The 18,596-nt window shown below is 71.4% G+C and carries 15 protein-coding genes; 6 read left to right on the forward strand and 9 right to left on the reverse strand.

Annotation, left to right across the window (positions count from 1 at the left end; genetic code table 11):
• Positions 1-156: 156 nt before the first annotated feature.
• Positions 157-1,443 carry an adenylosuccinate synthase gene (locus tag ABZV34_RS07340; RefSeq protein WP_356272162.1) on the forward strand — a complete coding sequence of 429 codons (1,287 nt, stop codon included), beginning with the start codon at positions 157-159 and terminating at the stop codon, positions 1,441-1,443.
• Positions 1,444-1,506: 63 nt separating this feature from the next.
• Here the strand turns inward: ABZV34_RS07340 and ABZV34_RS07345 are convergent, their stop codons facing one another.
• Positions 1,507-1,695 carry a DUF397 domain-containing protein gene (locus ABZV34_RS07345; protein WP_356272164.1) on the reverse strand — a complete coding sequence of 63 codons (189 nt, stop codon included), beginning with the start codon at positions 1,693-1,695 and terminating at the stop codon, positions 1,507-1,509.
• Positions 1,692-2,531 (reverse strand): helix-turn-helix transcriptional regulator, encoded by an 840-nt coding sequence (locus ABZV34_RS07350; protein WP_356272166.1) that lies wholly within the window; start codon positions 2,529-2,531, stop codon positions 1,692-1,694. Before ABZV34_RS07350 ends, ABZV34_RS07345 begins: the two co-directional genes overlap by 4 nt.
• A 124-nt stretch (positions 2,532-2,655) precedes the next feature.
• On the opposite strand from ABZV34_RS07350, the gene ABZV34_RS07355 reads away from it, so the two are divergent.
• Entirely contained in the window at positions 2,656-3,087 is a 432-nt protein-coding gene (locus ABZV34_RS07355) for a hypothetical protein (RefSeq protein ID WP_356272168.1), read from the forward strand.
• Between the two features lie 194 nt (positions 3,088-3,281).
• Positions 3,282-5,114 carry a 5'-nucleotidase C-terminal domain-containing protein gene (locus ABZV34_RS07360; RefSeq protein ID WP_356272170.1) on the forward strand — a complete coding sequence of 611 codons (1,833 nt, stop codon included), beginning with the start codon at positions 3,282-3,284 and terminating at the stop codon, positions 5,112-5,114.
• 104 nt (positions 5,115-5,218) lie between these two features.
• Here the strand turns inward: ABZV34_RS07360 and ABZV34_RS07365 are convergent, their stop codons facing one another.
• The 6 genes from ABZV34_RS07365 to ABZV34_RS07390 form a co-directional block, all read right to left on the reverse strand.
• Positions 5,219-5,884 carry a class F sortase gene (locus ABZV34_RS07365; RefSeq protein WP_356272172.1) on the reverse strand — a complete coding sequence of 222 codons (666 nt, stop codon included), beginning with the start codon at positions 5,882-5,884 and terminating at the stop codon, positions 5,219-5,221.
• A 119-nt stretch (positions 5,885-6,003) separates the two neighbouring features.
• The gene (locus tag ABZV34_RS07370; protein WP_356272174.1) at positions 6,004-6,918 is read right to left on the reverse strand and encodes a hypothetical protein; all 915 of its coding nucleotides are present in this window, start codon (positions 6,916-6,918) and stop codon (positions 6,004-6,006) included.
• 634 nt (positions 6,919-7,552) lie between these two features.
• On the reverse strand, positions 7,553-8,203 hold the full coding sequence (locus tag ABZV34_RS07375; protein ID WP_356272175.1) for a hypothetical protein: 651 nt from the start codon (positions 8,201-8,203) through the stop codon (positions 7,553-7,555).
• Between the two features lie 66 nt (positions 8,204-8,269).
• The gene (locus ABZV34_RS07380; RefSeq protein WP_356272177.1) at positions 8,270-10,738 is read right to left on the reverse strand and encodes a glycosyltransferase; all 2,469 of its coding nucleotides are present in this window, start codon (positions 10,736-10,738) and stop codon (positions 8,270-8,272) included.
• Positions 10,735-11,433, reverse strand: a complete 699-nt coding sequence (locus ABZV34_RS07385; protein WP_356272179.1) for a GntR family transcriptional regulator — start codon at positions 11,431-11,433, stop codon at positions 10,735-10,737. Before ABZV34_RS07385 ends, ABZV34_RS07380 begins: the two co-directional genes overlap by 4 nt.
• Before the next feature lie 363 nt (positions 11,434-11,796).
• The gene (locus tag ABZV34_RS07390) at positions 11,797-13,152 is read right to left on the reverse strand and encodes an aspartate aminotransferase family protein (protein ID WP_356272181.1); all 1,356 of its coding nucleotides are present in this window, start codon (positions 13,150-13,152) and stop codon (positions 11,797-11,799) included.
• 329 nt (positions 13,153-13,481) lie between these two features.
• Here ABZV34_RS07390 and ABZV34_RS07395 point away from each other — a divergent pair, with 329 nt between their 5' ends.
• Positions 13,482-15,419, forward strand: a complete 1,938-nt coding sequence (locus ABZV34_RS07395) for a protein kinase (RefSeq protein WP_356272183.1) — start codon at positions 13,482-13,484, stop codon at positions 15,417-15,419.
• Between the two features lie 140 nt (positions 15,420-15,559).
• Complete coding sequence (locus ABZV34_RS07400; RefSeq protein WP_356272185.1) at positions 15,560-17,113, forward strand: substrate-binding domain-containing protein; 1,554 nt, start codon at positions 15,560-15,562, stop codon at positions 17,111-17,113.
• Positions 17,114-17,138: 25 nt separating this feature from the next.
• Here the strand turns inward: ABZV34_RS07400 and ABZV34_RS07405 are convergent, their stop codons facing one another.
• Complete coding sequence (locus ABZV34_RS07405; RefSeq protein ID WP_356272346.1) at positions 17,139-17,885, reverse strand: SLATT domain-containing protein; 747 nt, start codon at positions 17,883-17,885, stop codon at positions 17,139-17,141.
• A gap of 335 nt (positions 17,886-18,220) precedes the next feature.
• Here ABZV34_RS07405 and ABZV34_RS07410 point away from each other — a divergent pair, with 335 nt between their 5' ends.
• A complete protein-coding gene (locus ABZV34_RS07410; RefSeq protein WP_356272187.1) occupies positions 18,221-18,562 on the forward strand; it encodes a YbaB/EbfC family nucleoid-associated protein in 342 nt (113 codons plus the stop codon).
• The last annotated feature ends 34 nt before the right edge of the window (positions 18,563-18,596 follow it).

An 18,596-nucleotide genomic window follows, 5' to 3' on the forward strand; every position in this document is an offset into this window, starting at 1 on the left:
CCCCTTGCGCTATTGCGCCAGGGGCTTCGTCTATTCCGGGGCATCCGGTCCGACGGTCGCGGCCAAAGGAGGTCGCCGGCGTACGCAGCCGTGCAAAGAAACAGCAGCGTACGTCTCCGACCTTGGACATGCCCCGCCCGGAAGGGGTGTACGCCTGTGCCCGCACTTGTGCTGCTCGGTGCTCAGTGGGGTGACGAAGGCAAGGGAAAGGCCACCGACCTGCTCGGTGGATCCGTGGACTATGTGGTGCGCTACCAGGGCGGTAACAACGCCGGCCATACGGTAGTCGTGGGCGATCAGAAGTACGCCCTCCACCTCCTCCCTTCCGGAATCCTCACACCGGAGTGCACTCCGGTGATCGGAAACGGAGTCGTCGTCGACCCGTCGGTCCTGTTCTCCGAGCTGAACGGACTGAACGAGCGCGGCGTCGACACCTCCAAGCTTCTGATCAGCGGGAACGCTCACATCATCACGCCGTACAACGTCACCGTCGACAAGGTGACGGAACGCTTCCTCGGGAAGCGGAAGATCGGTACGACGGGACGGGGCATCGGGCCCACCTACGCGGACAAGATCAACCGCGTCGGCATCCGCGTCCAGGACCTCTACGACGAGTCGATCCTGACGCAGAAGGTCGAGGCGGCCCTCGACGGCAAGAACCAGCTCCTCACCAAGGTCTTCAACCGCCGCGCCATCGAGGCGGGCCAGGTGGTGGAGGAACTGCTGACGTACGCGGAGCGGCTGCGCCCGTACGTGACCGACACGGTCCTGGTGCTCAACAAGGCGCTCGACGACAACAAGGTGGTCCTCTTCGAGGGCGGCCAGGGCACCCTGCTGGACATCGACCACGGCACCTACCCCTTCGTCACGTCCAGCAACCCGACCGCCGGTGGCGCCTGCACCGGCGCGGGCGTCGGCCCGACGAAGATCAGCCGGGTCATCGGCATCCTGAAGGCGTACACCACCCGCGTCGGCTCGGGCCCGTTCCCGACCGAGCTCTTCGACGACGACGGCGACGCGCTGCGCCGCATCGGCGGCGAGCGGGGTGTCACGACCGGCCGTGACCGCCGCTGCGGCTGGTTCGACGCGGTCATCGCCCGCTACGCGACCCGGGTCAACGGCCTGACGGACTTCTTCCTCACCAAGCTGGACGTCCTGACCGGCTGGGACGAGATCCCGGTCTGCGTGGCGTACGAGATCGACGGCAAGCGCGTCGAGGAACTCCCGTACTCCCAGACCGACTTCCACCACGCGAAGCCGATCTACGAGACCCTGCCGGGCTGGTCCGAGGACATCACCAAGGCGAAGTCCTTCTCCGACCTGCCGAAGAACGCCCAGGCGTACGTCAGGGCGCTGGAGGACATGTCGGGCGCCCCGATCTCGGCGATCGGCGTAGGCCCCGGCCGCGACGAGACGATCGAGATCAACTCGTTCATCTCGTAGGGCCGTTGAGCGCGCCCCCGGCGAGGCTTCGGCCGACCCGGGGGTGTGCTGTGTCCGGGACCGTCAGACGGACCCGGCGAACCGGCGCCAGGCGTCCGGGGTGACGGCGAGGGCGGGGCCGGTGGGGTTCTTGGAGTCGCGGATGTGGATGGCGTCCACTCGCGCGGGGCGGTTTTCGTAGGCGACTTCGAGGCATTCGCCTCCGCTGTCGTTGCTGTAGCTCGATTTGAACCACTGCAAGGTGCTTGTCATCGCTGGTCTTCTCCTGCCACCCGCTCGATGAGGCTCAGCGAGTCGTCCGGGCTCAGAGCCTGTGTGCGGATCTTCGCATAGCGGTGCGAGAGCTGGGCGACCTTGCTGGGATTGCTGACGAGGTGGCTCTCGTCCTCGATCTCCATGTAGACCACATGGTGGTGCTCTTCTGTCTCCACCAGGGTCATGTCTCCTCGGGCGCCCGCGTGAGTACCGCGTAAGCCACGCTCCATGGGCATCACTTGGACGCTGACATTGTCTCGCTGAGCATCCTCGACGAGTGAGTCCAACTGTTCACGCAGGATCTCCCGGCTTCCGAACGGTCGTCGCAGCACCGTCTCGTCCAGGATCACTTCGACCATCGCGGTCGGTTCGCGTTCGAGGAGCGCCTTGCGTGCCATGCGGGCATCGACCAGCTCGTTCACCTTCGCCTCTGTGAGTTTCGGATAGCCACCGCCGATCAGGGCCCTCGCGTAACCCTCGGTCTGGAGGAGCCCGTTGACCACGTATGTCACATACGACGACAACGTCACCGCGCGGGCCTCCATCACCGCGAAGTTCTTGAACTGCGGCGGATATTTGTCCAGGAGCACGTACTTGCGCGCTGTCTCGAACAGCCCGAACCCACCCCCGATCACCTCCTCCAGCTTGACGAGCATCGTGTCGCTCGCAGGCTGCGCGCACGTCTCCATCGCGCTGACCGCCGATGCCGTGTAACCGATCTGCCTGCCCAACTCCTCCTGTGTCAGCCGCTGTTGCTCGCGGAAGGCCCTCGACATGGCGGCGACCATGTGCGCCGTCCCGCCCGCCTCCACCTTGTTCTCCGCCCGCGCCATGCGGTCACCTCCGCACTCAACCGAACTCAACCGAACTCCACTGCCCGGCGTCGGCATTCGCACCGTTGCCAGTGGTCGACGCAGAGTCATGGAAACGCTAGCCCCGCCTGCGGAAACTGTCCTCATGGATACGCAAAGTGACGAAGTAAACCCCGCCGTCCCCCCACTCACCCCGGAGATCCCGGACTGGATCCCCCCGTCCGGCATCCAACTCCGCAAGGCCGGTGTCCAGTTCGACGCCGTCCGGGTGGACGGCGACCCCGGCCGCACCGTCGCCGACCGCCTCGCGCGAGCGACCGGGGGCAACCCCGGCCCGGTCGTCGAGGAAGCCCGCGGACGCCGTGCCGTCTACTTCCTCGTCCCCGCCGGCAGCACCGCCCACCGCTCGTGGCCGCCCGGCGTCACCCGTCTCACCGCCGGCCCGCACCGCGTCGCGTACATCCCGGTCCCCGCGCTGGACGGCCTGACCTGGCCCCTGGCCTGGCGCTACCGGCCCACGGCACGCGATCACCTCGTCCACGCCCTGCTGCTGCGCGCGGTCGCGGAGGGGTGCTGAACGGCCGGTGCCGAGGGCGGGTCCGGGAGCGCCGAGATGCGGATCGCTCCCGGGATGCCCATCCTTGACCTGGACATGGCTTGCTCCTGGTTCCGGTCGGGGCGGGACCCGACCACGATCTACGCGTGTAGTCCCCGTGCGGCCCGCACGGCCCGTTCCTCCGCCCGCGTCGCCCCCGTATCCAGGAGCCCCGTATGCCCGTCAGCCCGCTGAACCGCCGGGAGTTCGTGAAGAAGTCCGCCGCCACCGGCGCGGCCGTGGCCGTCGCGGGGACGGCCGCGGCGACCCCGGCCCGGGCCGCGGACCGCGAGCCCGCCGGGGGCAAGCCCGGGAAGAAGCCCCGTACCTGGTCGTTCTCCATCCTGGGCACGACCGACCTGCACAGCCACGTCTTCGACTGGGACTACTACACCGACGCGGCGTACACGGACAAGGCCGGCAACTCGGTGGGCGTCGCCCGGGTCGCCACCCTGGTCAAGCAGCAGCGGGCCGCGAAGGGCGCGGACCGGGTGCTGCTCGTGGACGCGGGCGACATCATCCAGGGGACCTCGCTCGCGTACTACTACGCCCGCGTCGACCCCATCACCGGCACCGGCGGCAAGCGCGGTCCGGCGCACCCGATGGCGATCGCCATGAACGCCATGAAGTACGACGCCGCCGCGCTCGGCAACCACGAGTTCAACTACGGCATCGAGACCCTGCGCCGGTTCGAGAAGCAGTGCCACTTCCCGCTGCTCGGCGCCAACGCGCTGGACGCCAGGACGCTCCGGCCCGCCTTCCAGCCGTACACCGTCAAGCGCATCCGGGTCCCCGGCGCCCCGGACATCAAGGTCGGCATCCTGGGGCTGACCAACCCCGGGATCGCCCTGTGGGACAAGGACAACGTCGCCGGGAAGATGGCGTTCACGGGCCTCGTGGAGCAGGCGAAGAAGTACGTGCCGCGGATGCGCGCCCTCGGCTGCGACGTCGTGTTCCTCACCGACCACTCCGGCCTCGACGGGTCGTCCTCGTACGGCGACGAGCTCCCGTACGTCGAGAACGCCTCGAACCTGGTCGCCGAGCAGGTGCCCGGCATCGACGCCATCCTCGTCGGCCACACCCACACCGAGGTCTCCTCCTACACGGTCACCAACACCGGGACGGGCAAGGACGTCGTCCTCTCGGAGCCGTACTGCTACGGCATGCGGCTGACCGTCTTCGACTTCGAGCTCGAGCTCGCGCACGGCCAGTGGAAGGTGACGAGCACCAAGGCGCAGACCCTCAACAGCAACGCCGTCGCCGAGGACGCGGAGATCACCAGGCTCCTGGCCGCGGACCACGAACTGGTCGTGAAGTACGTCAACACGCCCGTCGGCAAGTGCACCGCCGACCTCTCCGCTGCGGAGGCGTGCTGGAAGGACGTCCCCGTCATGGACTTCATCCACCAGGTCCAGATGGCGGCCGTCGCCACCGGCCTGTCGACGGCCGACGCGGCCCTCCCGCTCATCTCCGTCGCCGCGCCCTTCAGCCGTACGGCGGACATCCCGCGGGGCGACGTCACCATCCGGGACGTGGCCGGGCTCTACATCTACGACAACACCCTCTACGGCAAGAAGCTCACGGGCGCCCAGCTCAAGGACTACCTGGAGTACGCGGCGAAGTACTACTACCGGGTCCCGTCCGGCACGAAGGTGGACACCGCCACCCTCACCAACGCCAACAGCTTCTGGGACTACATGTACGACACCGCCGCGGGCGTCGACTACGACATCGACATCGCCCAGGCCGAGGGCTCCCGGATCAAGAACCTCAGCCACAAGGGCGCGCCGGTGACCGACGACCAGGTCTTCGTGGTGGCGGTCAACAACTACCGCGCCAACGGCGGCAGCGGCTACCCGCACATCGCGGCCGCCGACATCGCCTACAGCTCCACCAACGAGATCCGCCAGCTGATGATCGACTACGTCACGTCCAAGGGCACCCTCGACCCGGCGGACTTCGCCGACGGCAACTGGAAGCTGACGCAGGACGGAACGCCGGTGTTCTGAGGCACCCGCGTAGGGCCGGCGCCGCACGCGACCGGCCCGCGTGCCGCGCCCTCCTGCCGCGGTCCGCGCCCTCCTGCCGGGGGCGTCGGCCGCGGTGGCGCCGTTCAGACGAGGTGGGCGAAGACCACCAGGTTCTCGGTGTAGTCCTTCGCGCTGTGGTCGTAGTCACCGGCGCAGGTGATCAGCCGGACCTGGGCCTGCGGGGTGTCGGCGTACACGCGGTCGTTGGGGAAGTGGTCCTTCTCGAAGGTCTCGGCATCGTCGACCACGAAGGACGCGGTGAGGCCGTCCGCCTTCTCCACCTTGAAGGTGTCCCCCTTCTTCAGCGAGCTGAGTCTCGCGAACACGGCCGCCGAGGTCTTCGTGTCCACGTGCCCGGCGACGATCGAGGTTCCCGCCTCCCCCGGGGTCACTCCGTCGGCGTACCAGCCGACCATGTTCACGTTGTCCGCGGGCGGAGGGTTGAGGTGGCCCTTGGCGTCGACGGAGAGGGCCGTGAAGGGCGCGTCCACCCCGATCTTCGGGATGACCAGCCGGGTCGGCGCGGACGACGGCAGGTGCTTGCCCGGCACCGGGGTCGACCACGGCATGAGCGCGGCGGCGTCGTGGGACGTCCGGGAGTCGTCGGCCGGTTTGGCGTGGCCGCCGAACACGCCCAGCACCAGAAGCAGGATTCCGGCGCACCAGACGCTGAACGGCACGCCGGAACGGGAGCCCTGCCCTTGCGGCGCGGACTCGGTCACGGCAGGGGAGGACAGCCGGGCTGTCATCGGGAACCACCTCACTAGGGCACTGCGGCGGAGCGGGTACAGCTCGCGGGCAACCCGGCCGGGCCGTCACGACGGGGGCGACCCGCGGCGGCCTCGGCCGATAGGGCGCCGGGCACCGGTCAGGACATGCCGCCCGCCGCGCTCCTGCGGCGCATCGCGTACACGCCCGCCGCGCCGAGGGTCAGGATCGCGAGACCGCCGGCCGTGACGCTCTTTCCGGCGAGCGCGCCGCCGCCGGTGTGGATGCCGCCGTTCGGCTTGTCGCGGCCCGAGTCGTTGCCGCCGTTGCCTCCGCCGTTGTCGCGCCCGGAGTCGTTGCCGCCGTTGCCGTTGCCGTTGCCGTTGCCGTTGCCTCCGTTGTCGCGGCCGTTGCCGTTGCCCCCGTTGCCGTTGCCGTTGCCGTTCCCTCCGTTGCCGTTGCCGTTGCCGTTGCCTCCGTTGTCACGGCCGGAACCGGACCCTCCGTTGTCGCGGCCGTTGCCGTTGCCGCCGGTGCCGCCGCCGTTGTCGTTCTTGTAGGTCTCCGGGTTGAACTTCGCGTCGTCCTTGTTCCAGTCGTCGCTCTTCAGCATGCTGAGCGCGCCGCCGCCGGTGTGCATGCCGCCCCGGGGCTTGTCGTGGTCGGAGCCCTCGTCGTCACGGCCGGAGTCGCCACCGCGGCCGGAGTCCCCGCCACGGTCGGAGTCCCCACCACGGCCGGAGCCCTTGCCGCCCTGGTCGGAGTCGCCGCCCTGGTCGGAGTCGCCGCCCCAGCCCGAGTCGCCGCCCTCGCCCTGGTCGTCGCTCTTCACCTTGGTGTGCTTGCCGCCCTTCACCGTGGCGAGCGGACCGATCTTCACCTTGTTGAGCGCGCCGCCGCCGGTGTGCATGCCGCCGTTGGGCCTGTCGTGCCCGCTGCCGGCGTCCTGTTCGTTGCTGTAGGAGGAGTCGTCGTGGCCACCTTCGCCCGCCGTGGCGGCGAAGGCGCCGGGAGCGGCAATCGCGAGGGCGGCCGTGGCCGTCGCGGTAGCGAGAAGCATGCGGGCAGAGCGCATTGTCGAGTCCTTCCGTCGCAGCCGAGCCGCTGACGATTTGTCAGCACGTGGGGAACCCGACCCCGACGTGATCCACCGTCAGCCCCTCCCGGCCCGCTCACCACTCGAGCCGCGCAACCGGCGCGGGTCCCGGCGCCGCCCGGCGGGCGCCCCGATGCCGCCCCGGACCCGGCCGAACCCCTCTGACCTGCTACTTCATCGTGGTTCATCCGCCAGGTCCCACGCCGGTCCGGGCCCAGACACAACCCGATCGGTCGCAACACGACTGCGCGCTACCGGTGACCCGTCAGCCCGTCCCGCCCGGCCTCGGACCACCTCGTCCGAGGGAACGGAAGGCCGTGAGGACAGACCGGCGCGGCCGAGGGGGCCGGGGCGGGACCGCCGGCCGGGGGCGAGGTGATCGAGAGACGGGGGCGGCCTCGTGGGCGCGGAGGACGGCCGGGGGTACTCGGGCGCGCAGGGGACGGCCCGCGGGCTTCGCAGGCGCGGTGGGACGGCCGTACGGGCCGCGCGAGCGCGGAGGGGCGGCCGCGTACAGGGGCGCCGAGGCCGCGACGCCGGGCCGAGAGGCGCGGAGACGGCCGCCAGGGGGGACGCGCGGAGCGGGCCCCGACCCGGCCGGCCGGGACGCGCCTCAGCTGAAGATGATCATCGAGCCCTGGGCGAGGCTGCGGGTAGCCGCCGCGTGCAGGCCCAGCCAGACGTGCCGCTCACGGGCGAAGGGGCTCGCGTCGTAAGGGGCGGGAGCGGCCGGCTCCTCGAGTTCCGTGGGGGCGGCCGGCGGCTGCGGGGCGGTCGGCGGATTGGCCGGGTCGATGCCGATCGAAGGGGCCACGAACTCCAGCTCGCGCAGCAGCGTCTGGGAGGAGCCCAGCGGGCCGCCCCCGGCGAGGAGCTCGTCGTTGGCGAGCGGATGCGGGAAGTCGACCGGTACGTACGCGCCCGCGTGGTCGTAGTGCCAGACCAGATGCGACTGCTGGGCGTTCGTCTGGAACATCTCCAGCAGCTGCTCGTAGTCGCCGCCCAGTTCGTCCACCGGGGTGACCGCGAGACCGCACATCTGCAGCAGGTACGCCCGGCGCAGGAAGTGCAGGGCGTCGTAGTCGAAGCCCGCGACCGGGGCGACGTCGCCGGAGAGTCCCGGCATGTAGGCGTACACGGGGACCGGCGGAAGCCCGGCCTCGCCCAGCACCTTGTCGTACAGCGCCAGTTCCTCGGCGAACGGGTTGTCGGGGGTGTGGCACAGCACGTCGACGAGCGGGACAAGCCACAGGTCACAGGCCAACAGACGGCTCCTCTAGCTCCTGGGGAAGCACGGTGGTCAGGGAAGCGTAATGCGTGGGACCCGTCCTCAGTCCCCCTCGTGCAGATCCCATACCCAGACCCCGTGCACCCACGTGCCGGGGCGGCCCACCAGCTTGTCCACGGCCTGCCGCAGCTCGTCCTGGTGGGGCTGCGGGACCAGCACCAGCGCGCCCGCCTTCCAGTACGCGAAATCGGCGCGGGCCTGCGCCTGCCAGTTCTTGCCGATCACGGGGATCGTGCCCGAGTACCGCACGTCGCGCAGCATGTTGGACGTGAAGCGGGGCGAGGCCCCGTAGATGCCGATGTGCTCGGGGCCGTAGGGGCCGTTGAAATACCCGCCGGGCAGGGGGAAGCCGAGGCCCGCCGCCGTCTGCCAGTGCAGCGCCTGCGCGTCGCCCGGGTCCGGCAGCGGCACCGGCACCAGGGACTCGCCCCTGGCCGGGTCGACGTACGCCCGCCACGTTCCGTCGGTGAAGAAGGCGGGGGCCGGCGCCCGGTCGATCGTCTTGAGGGGTGCCGGGACGAGGGGGAGCAGCGCGGCGGCGACGGCCAGCGCGCCGAAGTACTGGGTGGCGGCACGGCGGGTGCTCAGCAGCCGCTCGATCGCGACCGCCACCAGCATTCCCAGCGCGGGCGCGCAGATCATCGCGACCCGTCCCTCGATGACGGACTCGAAGAGGGGTTTGCCGGACAGCAGCGCCCAGGGGCCGGGCAGCACGATGTCGGTCGTCGGAATGCGGAATTTCGGGCCCAGTGAGAGCATCGCCGCGGCCAGCGCCGTGAAGGCGAGGGCTTTGACGAGCGCCCGCTCCCACAGCCGTACGACGACCGCGAAGGCGAACACGGCCAGCGGCCACCCGTAGAAGGCGTTCTGCTCGGTGGGGTTGAGGGAGAGAGCGCCCGCACTCTCGGCGTTCCCGGCGAGCAGCGAGCGCTCGGCGAAGGAGAGGAGCGCGAGGGGGCTGTTGCCTGCGTTGTCGCCGTGGAGCACGCTCCCGTAGCTCTGCGGCCCCGCGAACTGCCAGTACAGCGGGAACGCGACGATCGGCAGGCATACGGCCCCCGCCACCGCCAGCCCGTTCAACAGCGGACGCCACGCGGCCCGGGCGGTGTCGCGTCGGGCGAGCCCGTAGCCGAGGGCGAAGAGCGCCATGCCCATCGACGCGAGCAGCAGGGGCTCCTCGCCGAGGAAGATCTGGTACGTCGCCATCAGGCCGAGCACGATCCCGTCCCGGACGACGCGCGTGCCGGCGCACAGCCGCAGCGCCCGGTCGATGATCAGCGGGATCATGAACAGGATCACGAAGTTCGGGTGCGCGTTGGCGTGGCTGACCATCGGCGGGGCGAAGGCGGCCAGCGTGGCGCCGACGAACGCCGCACCCCGGTGCCCCACGACCCGTTTGACGATCAGCCAGTACCAGGCGGCGCCGGTGGCGGCCAGTCCCAGCGTCATGACGAGGCTGAGCGCGATCGCCGGGCCGAAGAGCAGGGTGATCGGTGCGAAGGGGACGGACAGGCCCAGCATGACCGTGTTGGCCATGAGGTTCACGCCGTCCGGGAAGCCCTGGAGGGTGGTGAAGAGCGGGTTGTGGAGATGGCGGATGTTGTCCGCCGTGACCGCGAAGAACCACTCCCACTGGTTCTGGTCCTGGAGCGAGTCCGGGAGGTAGCGGCCGTTCGGGTCCGCCCAGCGGCCGGAGTAGAGGGCGACCGCCATGAGGAGGAAGAGCGAGACCGCGAGGAGATCCGCGGGGCGGACGGAGCGGGCCTTGAGGAGGGCCAGTTCGGCGAGGACGCGGCCGTAGTCGAGGGGCCGTACCTTCGAGCCGGGCTGGTGGGACCAGCGGACCGGAACCTCCGCCACCGGCCAGCCCGAGCGGCGGAAGTGCTGGAGCACCTCCACGTCGATGCCCCAGCCGTTGAGCCGCGACGCGCCGAACGCCTCCCGTGCCCGCTCCCCGTCGAAGAGCTTGAACCCGCACTGGGTGTCGCGTATGCCGGGCACCGCGACGCTGCGTATCAGGAAGTTCCCGGCGCGGCCGAGCAGCTCGCGCAGCCGGTGCTGGTGCGTGTCTATCGTGGCGCCGGGCGTGGCCCGTGATCCGATCGCGGCCGCGTGGTCCTCGCCGAGCGCCTTGTCGAGCAGCTCCAGCTCCTCGATCGGCGCGGCCAGGTCGGCGTCCGTGACGAGGACGCGACGGCCGCACGAGGCGAGGACGCCCAGGCGCAGGGCGCTGCCCTTGCCGCGGTTGCGGGGACTGGTGACGAGCTGGACGCGGGGTTCGCGGGCGTGGACGGCCTCGACGACGTCCCTCGTGCCGTCGGTGGAGCCGTCGTCCACGACGATCAGTTCCCAGCTGCCGAAGCGGCTCTCGTTGTCGCTCAGGTGCGTGATGATCGCGTCGAGCGTCGGCGCGAGCCGTCGTTCCTCGTTGTAGGCGGGGACGACGACCGACAGGTCGATGGCAGGGGCCGGCATGTCCTCTATGACGTCCGCGGTGTGGGGCGCGCTCATTCGGCGACCAGACGTTCTATGAGGGCCAGGGAGTGCGCGTTGTACTCGGTGACGAGCGCGTGCGCCGCGCGCGGGTCGCGCCGCGCGAGCGCGTCCACCAGCTCCGTGTGCCCCGCCCAGAGGTAGCCCCTCAGGTCGTCCACCCTGCGCAGGCGCTGCACCGTGCACACCCAGGACTGGACACGCAGGCGGTGCAGGAAGTCGGCCAGGTGGGCGTTGCCGAAGAGGGCGCTCAGTTCGCGCCAGAAGCGGAGGTCGTAGCCGATGAGGATGTTCAGGTCGCCCGCGGCGGCGGCGCGCTGGGCCTCCTCGCCGCGGCGGCGGACGCCCGCGAGGGCGGCGAGGACGCGTGGATCGTCGGCCAGTTTCATGCCGTCGCCCTCGATGAGGCTGTGGAACATCCCGTCCGTGACGAGGCTGCGGGCCTCGATCATGCCGCGGAAGTCGGCCGGTGAGTACTCGTGCACACGGAAGCCGCGGTGCTGGTCCGCGTCCAGCAGTCCCTGCGCCGACAGGTCGACGAGGGCCTCGCGGACCGGGGTCGCGGAGACGCCGTACTGCTCGGCGATCTCCTTCACCGTGAACTCCTGCCCCGGCTGGAGGCGGCCTGCCAGCACCTCGTCGCGGAGTGCGTCGGCGATCTGCTGCCGCAGGGTGCTGCGGGTTACGGCGCCATTGCCGCCGGTGCCGGGCATGGTGTGTCGCTCCCCCATCGCGTACGGGTGCACGTGCGTGCGCTTGTGGTTCGTCTATGAGCACGTCACTTTACGCGGTGGGGTTCCCTCAGGGCTTTCCTCGCCCCCGCCGCCCCTGCCCGGCCCGTCCGTACCCGGGGGCTCCGCCCCCAGGCCCCCGCTCCGGCCTCGAGGGCGTTGTCCTCAAGGCCGGACGGGCTGGTGGCGCGGGCGCCCGTCCAGCCCGTCCGGCGCTTGAGGACGAGCCCTTCGGGCGATGGCGGGGGTCCAAGGGGCGCAACGCCCCTGGCGGGGTCCGGGGCGGGGCCCCAGGGGCTATGGGGCCCCAGGGACGACGGGGCCGGCGACGGAGGGCCGTCGGCGTCAGACGGTGTATTCGTCGGCTATGGCCAGCGCCGCGTCCAGCACGGCGAGCCCCTCCTTCGCCTCGGCCTCCGTGACGTTGCACGGCGGCACGACATGCGTGCGGTTCATGTTGATGAAGGGCCACAGGCCACCGGCCTTCGCGGTCGCCCCGAACGCCGCCATCGGCGCGTTGTCCGTCCCCGCCGCGTTGTACGGCACCAGCGGTTCCCGCGTCTCCCGGTCCTTGACCAGCTCAAGGGCCCAGAAGACCCCCGTACCGCGCACCTCGCCGACACTGGGGTGCCGCTCGGCGAGCTCACGCAGCCCGGGACCGAGCACCGTCTCACCGATCCGCGCGGCCTGCTCGACGATGCCCTCCTCCTCCATCACGTTGATCGTGGCGACGGCCGCGGCGCAGGCCAGCGGATGCCCGGAGTACGTGAGCCCCCCGGGGTAGGGCCGGCGCGCGAAGGTCTCCGCGATCTCCGCGGAGATGGCCACACCGCCCAGCGGCACGTACCCGGAGTTCACGCCCTTGGCGAAGGTCATCAGGTCCGGCGTCACGTCGTAGTGATCGGCGGCGAACCACTTGCCGGTCCGCCCGAACCCGGCCATGACCTCGTCCAGGACGAAGACGATCCCGTACCGGTCGCAGATCTCCCGCACCCCGGCGAGGTAGCCGGGCGGGGGCGTCATGATGCCCGCCGTGCCGGGGATCGTCTCCAGGATGACGGCCGCGATGGTGGCCGGCCCCTCGAAGGCGATCGTGTCCTCCAGGTGCTGGAGCGCCCGCTCGCACTCCTGGCGCTCGTTCTCCGCGTGGAAGGGGGAGCGGTAGAGGAACGGCGCCCAGAAGTGGACGACGCCGGCCGCGCCGATGTCGTTCGGCCAGCGCCGGGGGTCACCGGTGAGGTTGATCGCGGTGGAGGTGGCGCCGTGGTACGAGCGGTACGCGGAGAGGATCTTCGGGCGCCCGGTGTGCAGCCGGGCCATCCGCGTCGCGTTCTCGACGGCCTCGGCGCCGCCGTTGGTGAAGAAGACCTTGTCCAGGTCGCCCGGGGTCCGCTCGGCGATCAGCCGGGCCGCCTCCGACCGCGCCTCGACGGCGAAGGCGGGCGCGAACGTCGACAGTGTGGCGGCCTGCTCCTGGATCGCGGCGACGACCTTCGGATGCTGGTAGCCGATGTTGGTGAAGACGAGCCCGCTGGTGAAGTCCAGATACCGCTTGCCGTCGTAGTCCCAGAAGTACGACCCCTCCGCGCCGGCGACGGCGAGCGGGTCGATGAGCTCCTGCGCGGACCAGGAGTGGAACACGTGCGCGCGGTCCGCGGCCTTCACTGCGGCGCCGACCTGGGGGTTGGGCTGAGGGGTCATGCGCCGAAGCGTAGGTGTCCGCGGAGCGGACGCGATATCGGCGTCCTGTCTGCGGTCCGGGGCTTTCCGCGACAGTCTGTCGGGCGTGGGGACCCGCAGACGGACACGGAGGCGGAACGGAGACGGACGCGGGTACGGAGGCGTGGGACGGGTGCCGGAGCGGCGCTCGGCGGTGCCCGGTGACCTCTCGGGGACGCCCGGCGGCCTCGCGACGGGCGTCACGGAAACGCCAGACGCTGTTACGGAACCGTAGACACCACCCCGCCCGCCTCCCCGTACGGCCGCACTATCCTCGGGCTGTTGCACACGTACGGGGGAGGCGCGCGACGATGGAGAAACTGGGGGGCGGGGACCCACGTCAGATCGGGGTCTACCGGCTGATGGCGCGGCTCGGTGCCGGCGGGATGGGGAACGTCTATCTCGCGCGCTCGGACCGCGGCCGTACCGTCGCCGTGAAACTGGTGCGCGAGGAACTGGCCGAGCAGGAGGAGTTCCGGGCCCGCTTCCGGCAGGAGGTGCAGGCCGCGCGCAGGGTCGGCGGCTACTGGACCGCGCCCGTGCTGGACGCGGACACGGAGGCCGACATCCCGTGGGTCGCGACCGGTTACGTGGCCGGGCCCAGCCTGCAGAGTGTCGTCGGCCACGACCACGGCGCGCTCCCGGAGCGTTCCGTGCGCATCCTCGCGGCCGGCCTCGCGCACGCCCTGAAGGACATCCACGCGGCCGGAATCGTCCACCGCGACCTCAAGCCCTCCAACGTGCTGGTGACGATCGACGGCCCGCGCGTCATCGACTTCGGGATCGCGCGCGCCCTGGAGACGGTCACCGACGGCGGCCTCACCCGCACCGGCGCGCTCGTCGGCTCTCCCGGTTTCATGGCGCCCGAACAGGTCCGCGGCGACCGTGTCACACCCGCGTGCGACATCTTCTGCCTGGGGTCGGTCCTGTCGTACGCCGCCACGGGCGTGCTGCCCTTCGGGGCGACGAGCAGCGGGGTGCACGCGATGATGTTCCGCATCGCGCAGGAGGACCCGGACCTGGAGGGCGTACCTGAGGGGCTCGCCGACCTCGTACGGCACTGTCTGCGCAAGGATCCCGCGGCGCGGCCCTCGCTCGACGAGATCCTGGAGCGGACCGGCGCGGAGGACACCGTCTCGGGCGGCCGGTCCCGTGACCCGTGGCTGCCGAGCGCGCTGGTGGCCCAACTGGGGCGGCACGCGGTGCGGTTGCTGGACACGGAGAATCCGGACGCGGCTCCCGCCGCGCTCCCGCCGGCCCCGGAGCGGGCTCCGGACCCGGCCGTGGACCTTTCCAAGTCCCCTGCGGCATCTGCCGCACCGGCCGCATCCGCCGCGCCCGCCGCACCTGTTGCCCCCGTCGCCTCCGGCGCCGCGCCGGTTCCCGAGGTCGCCCCGGAGCACGCCGCCACTCCGCCGCCGGGGCAGCCGGGCGCCGCGGACCATCTCCCCACGATGATCGGGGGCTTCCACGGGACGCCCCCGCCGGCCGCACCGCCCGCCCAGCACCCGGCGTACGGCTATCCCCAGCAGCACCCCAGCCCCTCGGGGCCGCCCGCGTACGGCTATCCACAGGGCGGCTGGGGCACTCCGCCGGGCTCCTACGGCTCGACGACGCCGTACGGCCCCGGGGGCGGGCCCGCCCCCGACTCCCTGGAGCCCCCGCGCCGAAGCGGCCGTTCCACCGCCGCCCTGATCGTGGTGGCGCTGGTCGTCGCGCTGGGCGCGGGCGGCTCCGTCTACGCCCTGATGCGGGGCGGCGGCGACGGCACCACCGACGACTCCAAGGGGGCCCCGGCCGCCAGCGCGCCCACGACCCCGGGCCCGACGGCGTCCGGGCCGTCGGCCTCCACCTCCGCCCCCGCGGAGTCCTCCGCCTCGCCGTCGGCGGAGGGCGGGACGGTCCCGGAGGCGTTCCTCGGCACCTGGGACGCCTCCATCGACAACACGACGGGGCACAACACGCGCCGGCTCACGATCCAGCAGGGCGAGGTCGGCGACACGGTCCTCTCGCTCACCGCGGACGGCCCGCTCGGCAGCGGCACGTACCACTGCGTCTTCCAGGCCGAGCTGACCGCCGCCCCGGGCGGCGGCCCGCTGCGGATCGGTCCCTCCCAGGTCTCCTCCGGCGAACCGCTCTCCTCCTGCGCCCCGGGCGCCGCCTCCGAGGTGACCCTGCTGCCGGACGGCACTCTGCGCCGGGTGAACTCGGGCTCCGGCGACGCCCTGACGTACACGAAGAGCGGCTGACCGGCGTACGTACCCGGAAAGCGGCGTACGCCGGGGCGGCCACCGCGGAAGGCTGTTGAAACTTCATCCGGCGTACGCCGGGCGTTCCCGCTCCGGGCCGTACGGTGACCCCACCGTTGGGCTCGGGGGAGTGGCTCGCGATGGAATGGCTGAGCGCAGAGAACATAGTGGCCGTCGGGACCGCCGTGATCGGTGTCGTCGCCTCTGCCGTGATGGTCTGGTACGAGCGCCGGGTACCGCGGCGCAAGCGGATCGGGTACCGGGTGCAGATGGACAACCCGGTGGGCGACGACGTGCGTTCGGGGCGCGCCAACGTGCGGCTCGGGCTGTTCGACGAGGCGCCGGGCATGGCGGACGCCACGCTGGTGCTGCTGCGGATCGAGAACGACGGCTCGCAGAGCATCGCGGGGGACGACTACACGAGCCGTGAACGGCACGGTCTGACCGCGGTGTTCACCGACCGCACCATCCGGGGCGTGTCCGTCACCCAGCCGCCCGGCACCGACCACCTCATGGACCACTTCACCTCGGCGGCGGGGCTCAGCTACGAGGGCGGCACGCTGCGCATCCCGCGCGTCCCGCTCAACCGGGGCGAGCACTTCAAGCTGCTCGTGCTGCTGTCGGGTGGTGACGTGGGATGCCCGATACGGATCGTCGGCGGCATCCGGGACGGCGAGGTCCACCCCAACCGCAGCGCCACGCCGGACGACACGCTGCCCCTGTTCAGCCGGGCGGCCCGGATCATCACCGTCCTGCTCACGGCCTGCGTGGTCACCCTGGCCGCGATCGTGGTCCTGCGCGACGACAACGCGGCCCCGATCGGCTGCGAGAAGGGCACGCTGAGGATCACCGGCTCGACGGCCTTCGCCCCCGCGATCCAGGAGCTGGCACACCAGTACGAGAGGCACTGCGGGGGGTCCGCCATCACGGTGGACGCGCGCGGCAGTGAAGCCGGGATCCACGACCTCGCCGCCCTGGGCGCCCAGTCGGAGAAGCGCGCCCGGTCCGTGATCGCCGTCTCTGACGGCCCCGCGGTCGACGGGCCCCGGGAACTCTTCGGGACCCGGGTCGCCCTGTCCGTGTTCACCCTGGTCGTCAACGACGGCATCCGGCTTCGCCAAGGGCTCTCCCTGGACGACGTACGCCGCGTCTACCGCGGTGAGATCACGCGCTGGAGGCAGCTCGACGCCAGGCTTCCCGACCTGCCCGTCGTCCTCGTCAGCCGCAACGCCGAGTCCGGTACCCGGCAGATCTTCCAGCGGCGGGTCCTGGGGGCCTGGGAGCGAGTCCCCAGCACCTCCCTGGACTGTGTGGGCAAGGACGACGCCGCGGCCCCCGTGACGCGCTGCGAACTCGACTCCACGCAAAAGGTGCTGGACACCGTGGCCGAGATCCCCGGCGCCATCGGCTACAGCGAACTCACCCTCGCCACCGGCCACAAGGGGCTGCGGCCCGTGGCTCTCGACGGTGCCGCGGCCTCGGTCGCCGACATCGAGAACGGCAGGAGCGACTACCCGTACCGCGGGGTCGAGTACGCCTACACCTACCACCGCCCGCCCACCGGCTCCCTCGCCGCGAGCTTCCTCGCCTACGTCGTCCAGGGCACCGGGGAGAGCGTCATCCGTGCCCACGGCCAGCTTTCGTGCTCGGCGTCGAAGGCGCTGCGGACGTGCGACGACGGAGGGCGGGGCTGACGGGGCGAGCCGGTCCGGAGCCGGCTCATCTCGACTCCGGCGGGCGCTGACGGGGCATGTTCGGGCGGGTCCCGTTCGGGGGCGCCGGAAACCTCCCCTGTGATGCCCCCGCATCCGGCCTCGGTCCGCTGACCGGTGAGGACTGGATGCCGAGGGGGGCGGAACCGGTGCGGAACTCCACCATCCAGTCCGCGGTCTCGGCCCGGACCAGCTCCGTGACGTCCTCCGAGAACCTGCGCAGCACGCCGAGACACCGCTCCGCCGCCTCGCCGGCGGTCCCCTCCGCGGGCCCCAGCACCTCCCGCACGCTCTCGGACGCCCAGTCGAACTGGAGCACCTGGAGCCGTCGCTGTACGGCCTGCGCCGTGGCCACGTCCCTCATCCACCCGGAGGTCACCCCGAAGAACCGGTCGGCCGCCACACACGCCACCCCGAACAGCAGCGCGAGGTACCCCCAGGGAGCCACGCCACCGACCACTCCGGTGAGATCCAGCAGCGGCAGCGCGGCTCCGGCCATCGCTCCCAGCGCCGCCCCGCCCCGCAGGCCCCGGGCCGCCCACCGCTTCCCCGCCCGGTCCGCGAGATACCAGGACGCCGTGTCGAGAGCCCCCCGCTCCACCCACTGGTACATCTCGTGGAGCCGCTCGGCCGGTTCACCCCAGTCCCCCAGGGGGAGCGTCCGGCCGGTCAGGTCGCCCGGCCGGGAGCCTCCGGTCCCGTCGTCGCGAGCGTCCTGGGGCGGCCTCTCGGGCTGCATCTCCGGCTGGCTCACCCGGCACTCCCTACTGACGACGGCGATGACGCCGACGACGACGCGGGCCACGACTCCGGCGACGACGGCTCCGACGAAAACTAGTGACGTTGTGTGATGCTGCGTGACGCATGATGCTCGGGCGCCCTCCCTTTCCTACCGCCCAATGGGTGGCGATGGCCCGGTTTTCACCGGTTTTCCGCCCGGAAGAGGGTCTTGGTCAGGTATAGGCGGACGGACGGTGTCACTCGAAAGAGTGCTGGGGCGACCGGCCCGTCGACCACGTAGGCTCGTGCTGAGCGGGAAAACCCCGTTCGGACAGTGGTGCCGACAGCCGTACGACCCAGGAGCTGATCGTGATTCCCGGTGGTGGCCAGCCCAACATGCAGCAGCTGCTCCAGCAGGCCCAGAAGATGCAGCAGGACCTTGCGAACGCGCAGGAGGAACTCGGGCGCACGGAGGTGGAAGGCCAGTCGGGGGGCGGCCTGGTGAAGGCGACGGTGACCGGCTCCGGCGAGCTCCGCGCCCTGGTGATCGACCCGAAGGCGGTCGACCCCGAGGACACGGAGACGCTCGCCGACCTGGTCGTCGCGGCGGTCCAGGCGGCGAACGAGAACGCGCAGGCGCTCCAGCAGCAGAAGCTCGGCCCGCTCGCCCAGGGCCTCGGCGGCAGCGGCATCCCGGGACTGCCCTTCTAAGACCGGCGGCGGCCAACTACCGTACGTACTGAAA

It is taken from the genome of Streptomyces sp. NPDC005195 (assembly GCF_040608315.1).
Taxonomy (GTDB): Bacteria; Actinomycetota; Actinomycetes; order Streptomycetales; family Streptomycetaceae; genus Streptomyces; species Streptomyces kaempferi.

What these genes read in the sequence shown, in the direction of transcription:
- ABZV34_RS07345 (WP_356272164.1), bottom strand. Translation starts at nt 1,695, where the DNA reads ATGACAAGCACCTTGCAGTGGTTCAAATCGAGCTACAGCAACGACAGC.
- ABZV34_RS07350 (WP_356272166.1), bottom strand. Translation starts at nt 2,531, where the DNA reads ATGGCGCGGGCGGAGAACAAGGTGGAGGCGGGCGGGACGGCGCACATG.
- ABZV34_RS07355 (WP_356272168.1), top strand. Translation starts at nt 2,656, where the DNA reads ATGGATACGCAAAGTGACGAAGTAAACCCCGCCGTCCCCCCACTCACC.
- ABZV34_RS07360 (WP_356272170.1), top strand. Translation starts at nt 3,282, where the DNA reads ATGCCCGTCAGCCCGCTGAACCGCCGGGAGTTCGTGAAGAAGTCCGCC.
- ABZV34_RS07365 (WP_356272172.1), bottom strand. Translation starts at nt 5,884, where the DNA reads ATGACAGCCCGGCTGTCCTCCCCTGCCGTGACCGAGTCCGCGCCGCAA.
- ABZV34_RS07370 (WP_356272174.1), bottom strand. Translation starts at nt 6,918, where the DNA reads ATGCGCTCTGCCCGCATGCTTCTCGCTACCGCGACGGCCACGGCCGCC.
- ABZV34_RS07380 (WP_356272177.1), bottom strand. Translation starts at nt 10,738, where the DNA reads ATGAGCGCGCCCCACACCGCGGACGTCATAGAGGACATGCCGGCCCCT.
- ABZV34_RS07385 (WP_356272179.1), bottom strand. Translation starts at nt 11,433, where the DNA reads ATGCCCGGCACCGGCGGCAATGGCGCCGTAACCCGCAGCACCCTGCGG.
- ABZV34_RS07390 (WP_356272181.1), bottom strand. Translation starts at nt 13,152, where the DNA reads ATGACCCCTCAGCCCAACCCCCAGGTCGGCGCCGCAGTGAAGGCCGCG.
- ABZV34_RS07395 (WP_356272183.1), top strand. Translation starts at nt 13,482, where the DNA reads ATGGAGAAACTGGGGGGCGGGGACCCACGTCAGATCGGGGTCTACCGG.
- ABZV34_RS07400 (WP_356272185.1), top strand. Translation starts at nt 15,560, where the DNA reads ATGGAATGGCTGAGCGCAGAGAACATAGTGGCCGTCGGGACCGCCGTG.